The organism is Roseateles sp., from assembly GCF_044373315.1.
In the GTDB taxonomy this organism is placed as follows: domain Bacteria; phylum Pseudomonadota; class Gammaproteobacteria; order Burkholderiales; family Burkholderiaceae_C; genus JACDQM01.
Genome location: NZ_JBILQK010000110.1, coordinates 1 through 9,939 on the forward strand (window position 1 = coordinate 1; position 9,939 = coordinate 9,939).

6 protein-coding genes are annotated in these 9,939 nt (G+C 66.5%); 1 reads left to right on the forward strand and 5 read right to left on the reverse strand.

The window, feature by feature from the left end; genetic code table 11:
- Positions 1 to 1,330: S8 family peptidase (locus ACIQ67_RS17500; RefSeq protein ID WP_397535659.1), on the reverse strand; the 1,330-nt coding region annotated here is incomplete at its 3' end.
- 133 nt (positions 1,331 to 1,463) lie between these two features.
- On the reverse strand, positions 1,464 to 1,874 hold the full coding sequence (locus ACIQ67_RS17505; protein WP_397535660.1) for an HIT family protein: 411 nt from the start codon (positions 1,872 to 1,874) through the stop codon (positions 1,464 to 1,466).
- Positions 1,875 to 2,015: 141 nt separating this feature from the next.
- Between ACIQ67_RS17505 and ACIQ67_RS17510 the strand changes: the two genes are divergently transcribed.
- Positions 2,016 to 3,002 carry a Bug family tripartite tricarboxylate transporter substrate binding protein gene (locus ACIQ67_RS17510; RefSeq protein WP_397535661.1) on the forward strand — a complete coding sequence of 329 codons (987 nt, stop codon included), beginning with the start codon at positions 2,016 to 2,018 and terminating at the stop codon, positions 3,000 to 3,002.
- 84 nt (positions 3,003 to 3,086) lie between these two features.
- Here ACIQ67_RS17510 and ACIQ67_RS17515 read toward each other — a convergent pair whose 3' ends face one another.
- From ACIQ67_RS17515 to ACIQ67_RS17525, 3 genes are all read right to left on the reverse strand, one after another.
- Complete coding sequence (locus tag ACIQ67_RS17515; RefSeq protein WP_397535662.1) at positions 3,087 to 7,058, reverse strand: DUF3683 domain-containing protein; 3,972 nt, start codon at positions 7,056 to 7,058, stop codon at positions 3,087 to 3,089.
- A gap of 270 nt (positions 7,059 to 7,328) precedes the next feature.
- Positions 7,329 to 8,939 (reverse strand): glycerol-3-phosphate dehydrogenase/oxidase, encoded by a 1,611-nt coding sequence (locus ACIQ67_RS17520; RefSeq protein ID WP_397535663.1) that lies wholly within the window; start codon positions 8,937 to 8,939, stop codon positions 7,329 to 7,331.
- A 24-nt stretch (positions 8,940 to 8,963) separates the two neighbouring features.
- Positions 8,964 to 9,939: Na/Pi cotransporter family protein (locus ACIQ67_RS17525; protein WP_397535664.1), on the reverse strand; the 976-nt coding region annotated here is incomplete at its 5' end.

Genomic DNA, 9,939 nt, shown 5'->3' on the forward strand with positions numbered 1-9,939 from the left:
GCTTGACGCTGAACATCAGCGCGGCCACACCGGCCACATGCGGCGCCGCCATCGAGGTTCCCTGGTAATAGGCATAGACATCGGCGCCTGGCGTGGTGGTGCCCGCATTGAGGGTGGACAGGATCGCATTGGCGCCCGTCGAGCGGCCATCACCGCCCGGCGCGGCCAGCGTGACCACGTTGCCGAAATTGGAGTAATAAGCCCGCGCGCCGTAGCGATCGGTGGCGGCCACGGTGATCACGCCGGCACAGTTGGCCGGGCTGGAGGTCGAGGCATCAGCCGTCTCGTTGCCGGCCGCCACCACCACCACCGCGCCGCGGGCGCGCGCGCTGTTGATGGCGTTCTGCGTGGTGGTGCCGCAGTTGCCGGTGCCGCCCAGCGACAGGTTGATTACCTTGGCCGGTGTCGTGTTGGCCGGCACGCCGCTGACGCTGCCGCCCGAGGCCCAGACCATCGCATCCGCGATATCGGAGCTGTAGCCACCACACTTGCCCAGCACGCGCAGCGGCTGGATCTTGGCGTTGAAGGCGATGCCCGCGATGCCTGAGGCGTTGTTGGCCTTGGCCGCGATGGTGCCGGCCACATGCGTGCCGTGCCAGCTGGAGTTGCGGGCAGCGCTGCCGCTGGCGCAATCGCCCGCCGCGCTCCAGTCGCCCGGGTCGCTGGCATCGGCGTCGCGGCCGCCGCCGTCCACCGCGATGCTGGACAGCGTGATCATGTCGTAGCCGGCCACCGTCTGGCCGCTAAGGTCGGCATGTGGGCGGATGCCGGTGTCCAGCACTGCCACAACGACGCCGCTGCCGGTGGCCCGGTCCCAGGCGGCCGGCGCACGGATGCCGCCGGTGGCCTCGAACAGATCCCACTGCTTGCTGAAATGCGTGTCGTTGGGTGTGAGCAGGGCCTGCATCCGCAGATCGGGCTCAACGTATTCAATGCTGGCATCCGCCGCCTGCAGCTGCGTGGCCAACTGGCGCATCTCGGCGCTGCCAAGGCTGCGATTGAGCTTGAATACATGCGCGCCGACGCCGGTCTGGCGCAGCAGCGCCAGGCTGAGGCCGCGCTGTGAGGCCACGCCGTTGGCGGCGCTCAGGCGGCCCTGCAGCGTAGCGCTGGGCAGGCTCTGCGCCTGCTGGATCAGGCGCCCGCCACGGCTCTCGCTACGGCTGGCATCGCGGTACTTGATGATCAGGCGGTCGCTGCCTGCGGCCTGCGCAGCCACTGGGCTGTCGACGGCGGCGACCGACACGCCGGCCTGTGCGCCGGTCAGCGGGCTCTGCAGAGCAGCAGCGAGCAATGCCAGAAACAGCGGGGATTGAGCCTTGCGGAACATGCGGCCTCCTGAGCAACTTCCAAGAATCTGAAAGCCAGTCTAGGGATGCAGGCCCAAGTTGACTGTGACGGAATGCCGCTTCCCGCGGGGGCTTACGTTTAGAGAGATTCGCCGCCCGGAAGGCAACAGACTCTTACATCTCTGAACCAGACGGGGGCGTGCCGGCGCCCTGGAGCCGAGCCAGCGCCTCGCGAACGCGCAGGTCCAGCCCGGCCAGCAACGATGCGTCCAGCTGCTCTAGCGCCGGAGGCTGCGGGCTGCGCTGGCGCTCGCCCCAGATCGGCTGCGGGAAATGGCTGTCCCAGTCGAACCGCGCAATCACATGCCAGTGCAGATGCGGCACCACATTGCCCAGACTGGCCAGATTGATCTTGGTCGGCGCCAATGCTTCGCGCAGCACGCGCTCGATCACGGTCACCGCCTCCATGCACTGCAGGCGCTGGTCGCCAGGCAGATCGCTGAACTCAGCCACATGGGCCTGCCAGATCAGCCGGTAGAAGGCAGGAAACTCCGGCGCATCAAGCACCCGCACGACGCGCCACACGCTGCTTTCAAAAACGGGCAGACCGCCAGCTTCATGGCAAAGAGGGCAGCTCGGCGACGGGGTGGGCAGCGGCATGGCGGGCGGGTCTAAGATGGCTCGGTGCCGCACTGTAGCAACGCCCACAACAAGGAGACTTCCCCGATGCAACACATGCTCTCGATTCCTCGCCGTCTTTGCCTGCTGGCACTGGGTGCGCTCAGCCTGGCGCCATTGGCCGCGCAGGCACAACAGGCTTGGCCCAGCAAGCCAGTGCGCTGGGTGGTGGCCTACCCGGCCGGCGGCGGCTCCGACTTCCTGGCGCGCCAGTTGGCCCCGCAGATCGGCAAGCAGCTGGGCCAGACGCTGGTGATCGAGAACCGCCCCGGCGCGGCTGGCATGATCGGCACCGATGCCGCCGCCAAATCGGCCCCTGACGGCTACACCATCGTGACCGGCGACAACGGCGCGATGGTGTTCAACAGCGCGATGTACAAGAAGGTGCCCTACTCACCTTCAGACTTGGCCCCCGTGGGCTTCATGGCGCGCTTCCCACTGGTGCTGGTGGTTAATCCGAATGCCGGTTTCAGCAGCGCCAAGCAGTGGCTTGATGAGGTGAAGAAGAACCCCGGCAAGTACAGCTATGCCTCGCCCGGCATCGGCAGCCCGCACCACCTGGCGATGGAGCTGATCAAGGAGCGCAGCGGCAGCTTCATCGTGCATGTGCCCTACCGCGGCACCGCCTTCACCACCCAGGACCTGATCGCCGGCATGGTGCCGATGGGCATCCTCGATACCGCCGCCGGCCTGCCGCACATCCGCTCGGGCAAGCTCAAGGCGCTGGCCGTGCTGAGCGCCAAGCGCATCGCCACCCTGCCCGATGTACCGACCTTCCAGGAGATCGGCCTGAAGGGCGTCGACGTGGCGGCCTGGCAAGGGCTGTTTGTGCCCAAGGGCACGCCGGAAGCCATCGTGCAGCGCCTCTCGGCCGAGATGAACAAGGCCATCACGACGCCCGATGTCAAGGCCCGGCTAGAAGACTTCGGCCTGGAAGTGGCGCCCGGCGATGCCGCTTCGCTGGCGCGCTTCGTGCAGCAGGAAACCGTGGCCTGGCATGCGCTGATCAAGGAGCGCAAGCTGTCGGCAGACTGAGGCAAACCGGCGTGTGCCGGACAAGCAAAACAAAGGGCGCCGCTGGCGCCCTTTCATGTTGTCATCTTCCGATCCGTCGACCGTTCAGACCAGCACGCGCTCGATACCTCCGGCGTTGGCCTTGGCCACGTACTCGGGCATCCAGTCCTTGCCCAGGATCTGATTCGCCATCTCAACCACGATGTAGTCAGCCTCCAGCAGGCCGTTCTGCAGATCGTTGCCGTAGCGGCTCAAGCCTTGCAGGCAGCTCGGGCAGGAGGTGAGGATCTTCAGGTTGTCGGCCGCAGCCACCTTGCCGGATTCACGCAGCTGGGTCTCTGTCTTGCGCAGCTCTTCTTCCTTGCGGAAGCGGATCTGCGTGGAGATGTCCGGCCGCGTCACGCCCAGCGTGCCGCTCTCGCCGCAGCAGCGCTCGCTCTTGGTCACCTCAGGTCCGACCAAGGCCTTGACGGTCTTCATCGGGTCCTGCAGCTTCATCGGGGTGTGGCAGGGGTCGTGGTACAGATAGGCTTGGCTGGACTCCAGCTTGATGCCCTTCTCCAGCAGGAACTCGTGGATGTCGATGATGCGGCAGCCGGGGAAGATGTCCTCGAACTTGTAGCCCTGCAGCTGGTCATAGCAGGTGCCGCAGGACACCACCACCGTCTTGATGTCCAGGTAGTTCAGCGTGTTGGCCACACGGTGGAACAGCACCCGGTTGTCGGTGATCATCTTCTCGGCCTTGTCGAACTGGCCCGAGCCGCGCTGAGGATAGCCGCAGCACAGGTAACCCGGCGGCAGCACGGTCTGCACGCCCGCATGCCAGAGCATGGCCTGCGTCGCCAGCCCCACCTGCGAGAACAATCGTTCCGAACCGCAGCCGGGGAAGTAGAACACCGCCTCGGTATCCGCCGTGGTGGCCTGCGGGTTGCGGATGATCGGAACGTAGTCCTTGTCCTCGATGTCCAGCAACGCGCGCGCCGTCTTCTTCGGCAGCCCGCCGGGCAGCTTCTTGTTGATGAAGTGGATCACCTGCTCCTTGATCGGCGCCGGGCCCAAGGTCGCACGCGGCGCGGCGGTCTGCTTCTTCGCGAATCCCTTCAGCAGATCATGCGCAAAGCGCTGCGCCTTGAAGCCCACGCCAACCATGGCTGAACGGGCCAGCTTGATGGTCTCGGGATTGGTGGCGTTCAGCATGAACATCGCCGCTGCGTTGCCGGGCCGGAAGCTCTTCTGCCCCATCTTGCGCAGCAGGTTGCGCATATTCATCGTGACATCGCCAAAGTCGATCTTCACCGGGCAAGGGCTGGCGCATTTGTGGCAGACCGTGCAGTGGTCGGCTACGTCCTCGAACTCCTGCCAATGCTTGATCGACACGCCGCGGCGCGTCTGCTCCTCGTAGAGGAAGGCCTCGACCAGCAGCGAGGTGGCGAGGATCTTGTTGCGCGGGCTGTAGAGCAGATTGGCGCGCGGCACATGAGTGGCGCAGACCGGCTTGCACTTGCCGCAACGCAAGCAGTCCTTGACGCTGTCGGCGATGGCGCCGATATCGCTCTGCTGCATGATCAGCGACTCATGCCCCATCAGCCCGAAGCTGGGCGTGTAGGCATTGGTCAGGTCGGCGAAGGTGCCGTGCGTCGACGCATCCGGACGCAGCAGCTTGCCCTTGTTGAAGCGGCCCTCGGGGTCGATCCTGGCCTTGTAGTCGGCAAAGGGCGCCAGCTCTTCTTCCGAGAGGAATTCCAGCTTGGTGATGCCGATGCCATGCTCGCCCGAGATCACGCCGTCCAGCGAGCGCGCCAGCTTCATGATGCGGGCCACCGCCTCATGCGCGGTCTGCAGCATCTCGTAGTTGTCGCTGTTGACGGGGATGTTGGTGTGCACATTGCCGTCGCCGGCATGCATGTGCAGCGCCACCCAGGTGCGGCCACGCAGCACCTCCTTGTGGATGCGGCGGCATTCATCGAGGATGGGCGCGAAGGACGCGCCGCTGAAGATGTCCTGCAGAGCTTTCAGGATCTGCGTCTTCCACGAGGCGCGCAGGCTGTGGTCCTGCAGCTGGTCGAAGAAGCTGCGTTCGCCGTTCTCGCGCGGCAGGTCCAACTCCTGCATCCACTGGCGCCATTGCGCGCCGACCTCGGTCAGCAGCGCCAGCGCCTGGGCCACCCGGTCTTCCAGGAGCTCGGCGCTGGGGATTTCGCCAGCGTCGTCGCTCTTGCCCAGCGGCAGATTGCCGCGCGCAAACAGCGCTGTCAGCGCGTCCACCAGGGCCAGCTTGTTGCGCAGCGAGAGCTCGATATTGATACGCTCGATGCCCAGGGTGTATTCGCCCATGCGCTCCAGCGGGATCACCACGTCCTCGTTCACCTTGAAGGCGTTGGTGTGCTTCGAGATAGCGGCGGTGCGCTTGCGGTCGAGCCAGAACTTCTTGCGTGCGTCGGCGCTGACCGCCACAAAGCCTTCGCCGCTGCGGCCATTGGCCAGGCGCACCACTTCCGAGGTGGCGCGGGCCACCGCATCTTCGTCGTCGCCGACGATGTCGCCGATCAGCACCATCTTGGGCAAACCGCCGCGCTTGCTCTTCGTCGCGTAGCCCACCGCCTTCAGATAGCGGTCGTCCAGGTGTTCGAGACCGGCCAGCAGCACCGGCGACGGGCCGCCGTGCTCAGTGTTGACGCCGCCCGGCGCGTCGCTGCGTGACAGCGAGAACATGTAGTTCTTGATCTCGACGATCGAGGGCACGCACTCCTTGGGGTTGCCGAAGAACTCCAGGCAGACGGTGCGCACATGCTTGGGCATGCGGTGCACCACCCAGCGGCAGCTGGTGATCAGGCCGTCACAGCCCTCCTTCTGGATGCCCGGCAGGCCGGCCAGGAACTTGTCGGTGACGTCCTTGCCCAGCCCTTCCTTGCGGAATACGCGGCCGGGGATGTCCAGGCGCTCGGTGCGCTCCAGCTTCTTGCCCGAGGCATCAAAGTAGCGCAGCTCGAAGCTGGCCACTTCGACGTCGTGGATCTTGCCCAGGTTGTGGTTGAGGCGGATCACCTCCAGCCACTTGGCCTCGGGCGTGACCATCTTCCACGAGGCCAGGTTGTCCAGAGCCGTGCCCCACAGCACCGCCTTCTTGCCGCCGGCATTCATCGCCACATTGCCGCCCACGCAGGAGGCCTCGGCCGAGGTCGGGTCGACCGCGAAGACATAGCCATGCTGCTCGGCCAGGTCGGCAACCCGCTGCGTCACCACGCCGGCTTCGCTGAAGATGGTGGCCACTGGCCGGCCGACGCCGGGCAGTTCCAGCATCTCGACACCGCGCAGCGCTTCCAGCTTCTCGGTATTGATCACGGCACTGTTCCACACCAGCGGCACGGCGCCGCCGGTATAGCCGGTGCCGCCGCCGCGGGGGATCACCGTCAAGCCCAGTTCGAAGCAGTCCTTGACCAGCTGAGCCATCTCGGCCTCGCTGTCGGGTGTCAGCACAACGAAGGGGTACTCGACGCGCCAGTCGGTGGCGTCGGTCACATGCGAGACGCGCGACAGACCGTCGAACTTGATGTTGTCGCGTGCGGTGTGGCGCGCCAGAAGCTTGGAAGCACGGCGGCGCAGATCGGCGGTGAGCTCGAAGCTGCGCGAGAACTGCTCGACCGCGGCATGCGCCTGCTTCAGCAACTCGCCCACCGAGGCGTCGCGCTGCGCATCGGCCTCGGGGTTGCGACGGCGCTCGACCTCGTGCAGGCGGTGCTGCAGGGCCTCGATCAGCTGGGCGCGCCGCTTTGGGTTGTCCAGCAGGTCGTCCTGCAGATACGGGTTGCGCTGCACCACCCAGATATCGCCCAGCACCTCATAGAGCATGCGGGCCGAGCGACCGGTCTGACGCTCCTCGCGCAGTTGGTTCAGCAACGCCCAGGCACGCTGGCCCAGCAGGCGGATGACGATCTCGCGGTCGGAGAAGGAGGTGTAGTTGTAGGGGATCTCGCGCAGGCGGGCGGGCAACTCGTGCGAGTCTGCTGCTGCAGGGGCGGCGGCAGCGAAAGCCACGGGGGGCTGGGCGACGGGCATCAGCGGATGCTTTGCATTCATGGCGGCCGGGCGCACGGGCAGCGCGCCCTGGAGTTGAGCTGCGCTGGGCGCAGGCGGGCTGGGAAACTGGCTGACTACTGCGGGCTCGTGACCCACTTACGGAGCGGCCCGCTCATATGTCTTGGCGGCCTTCGCGTCGAAGCGCCGGCAGCTCATCACCCTGATCCGTGAGCCGGCTGTGCGTCGAAGGCGAATCGTACCGCAGTGCAGCAAAGCCCCTGGGCGGGCACTGCTTCTGTCCGCCCCGCAGCCCGGCCGGCGCAGCCCCGTTCAGGCCGGCAGCGTCGCGTACTGCCGGCACAGGGCCAGGAAGGGCTCCAGCTGCGGGTCCACACCCGTCTCGCTTTGCAGCAGGGCTGCCACCGCGGGCGCCAGCGCGGCAGCGGCCCGCGCATCCAGGAACAGCAGGCGATGGCGCCGGGCCAGCATGTCTTCGACCGTGCGCGCGTACTCGTGGCGCGCTGCGAAGCGCACCATGGCCTCGGTGAGGCCTGCACCCAACTGGCGCTGCCCGCCATCGAGTGCCTGCACCCGAAAGGCTTCGCTGCCATAGAGGTGATAGCCCGGTGCGGCGCTCAGCGGCGGATGCGCCGAGCCGGTGTCCTCGCCGCCGACCAGGCGCAGCTCGCGCGTCACACCCTCGGGACGGCGTTGCAACAGCCCGGCTTCGGCGCACTGTGCCAGCACGTCTTCAGCCATTGAGCGGTAGGTGGTCCATTTGCCGCCGGTCACACTGACCAGGCCCGAACGGCTGACGCGCACCACATGCTCGCGGCTGATGGTCTTGGTGTCGCTCTCGCCATCACTCGAATCCGGCCGCACCAAGGGACGCAGCCCCACCCAGACGCTGCGCACATCGTCCCGGCCTGGCGCGCGTGTCAGGTAGCGCCCGGCTTCGCCGAGGATGAAGGCCAGCTCTTCGGCGAACGGGGTCGGCTCCAGGCTCAGATCTTCGCGGGGCGTGTCCGTGGTGCCCAGGATGGTCTTGCCCAGCCAGGGCACGGCGAAGAGAACCCGGCCGTCAGCGGTCTTGGGCACCAGCAAGGCATGGTCGGTAGGCAGGAACTCGCGATCCACCACCACATGTACGCCCTGGCTGGGTGCCACCATCGCGGACACGGGGCGCTGCAAGGTCTGCCCGTCCTGGCGGCGCAGCTCATCAACCCAGACACCGGTCGCGTTGACGACGCAACGCGCCTGCACCTTGAAGCTGCGGCCGCTCTCGCGGTCCTGGCAGACCAGGCCGGCTACGCGATTGCCCTCGTGCAGCAGCGAGGTCACCGGGCAGTAGTTGAGCAGCAGCGCCCCCTGCTGTGCAGCAGTACGGGCCAAGGCCAGCGCCAGGCGTGCATCGTCGAACTGACCATCCCAGTAGCGCACGCCGCCATGCAGCCCCTCGCCGCAGACATTGGGCAGCAGGCGCTCGGTCTGAACCCGGTTGAGGAAGTCGGTTGAGCCCAGGCCGGCCTCGCCGGCTAGCGCGTCGTAAAGCTTCAGGCCGATGCCGTAGAAGGGCTTCTGCCAAAAGCTATAGGAAGGCATCACGAAGGGCAGGCGGCTGGCCAGATGCGGCGCATTGGCGAGCAAGGTCGCGCGCTCGTGCAGGGCCTCGCGGACCAGGCCGATATTGCCTTGGGCCAGGTAACGCACGCCCCCATGCACGAGCTTGGTGGCACGCGACGAGGTGCCCTTGGCAAAGTCATGGGACTCCAGCAAGACCACGCTGAAGCCGCGCGCCGCGGCGTCCAGCGCCAGGCCCAGGCCGGTGGCACCGCCCCCGACCACGGCCAGGTCGTACACCTTCGGCTGCGCCAGCCTATCAAGCAAGGCCGCGCGATCAGTCGGGAGCGGGGCGGGATGAGCAACAACAGTCTTCAACATGGTCAGCAATCCAGGCGCCGGTTATCAGGCACCGCCGTCAGCCACCGCACTGCCACGCAGGCGGTTGGGCGCCAGGGCGCCCGCCGAGTCAAGAATGGGATAGGCAATCGAGCACAGGTGCGAATTGATGCGCTTGAGCTCGCTGATGAGGTCCAGATGCAGCGAGCTGGTCTCGATGCTCTGCAAGGTCTTGCCGCTCAGGCGCTCCAGATGCGTGGCGGCATAGGCACGCTCCAGATCGCGAAAGCGCGCCTTCTCCTGCAGCAGCTTGCGCGCATCGCGCTCCGAGCCGTTGAGAAAGACGCTCATGCCCAGGCGCAGGTTGTCCACCAGCCGCGCATGCAGCTCGCAGATCTCGGCCATGCCAGCATCGGAGAAGTTGCGGCCGCGACTGATCTTCTTGTCCTCGATGTCCAGCAGCACGCGCTCGATGATGTCGCCGATCTGCTCCATATTGATCGTGAAGCTGATGATGTCGGTCCAGCGCCGGCTTTCCTCTTCGCCCAAGGCCTCGCGCGAGATCTTGGTCAGGTAGTACTTGATGGCCGAATACAGCTCGTCCACCGTGTCGTCCATCTTGCGCAGCTCTTCGGCCAGGCGCGTGTCGTCGTCCTTGATCACACGCAGCAAGCCCTGCAGCATGGTCTCGACTACATCGGCCTGATGCAAAGCCTCTCGCGCCGCGCAGGAAATCGCCAGTGAGGGCGTGGCGAGCGCCGACGGATCGAGGTGATGCGGGCGGCCTGGCCGAGCGGCACGTTCCGGCACCGGCAAGGCGCGCGCCACCCAGCGCCCGACACGCGGCGTGATGCCCACCATCAGCACGGCCAGCGCCACATTGAAGGCCAGATGCGTCAGCACCACGGCTGACGCTGGATCGACATGCTGGCGCAGCTCGCGCAGCCAGACACCCAGCAAAGGCATGGCCAGCAGCACGCCCATCACTTTGAAGACCAGATTGCCGAGCAGCACCTGACGCACCTCGACCGGGGAGCGGGCG

Coding starts and splice junctions, on each gene's coding strand:
- ACIQ67_RS17510 (WP_397535661.1), top strand. CDS start 2,016: ATGCAACACATGCTCTCGATTCCTCGCCGTCTTTGCCTGCTGGCACTG.
- ACIQ67_RS17515 (WP_397535662.1), bottom strand. CDS start 7,058: ATGAATGCAAAGCATCCGCTGATGCCCGTCGCCCAGCCCCCCGTGGCT.
- ACIQ67_RS17520 (WP_397535663.1), bottom strand. CDS start 8,939: ATGTTGAAGACTGTTGTTGCTCATCCCGCCCCGCTCCCGACTGATCGC.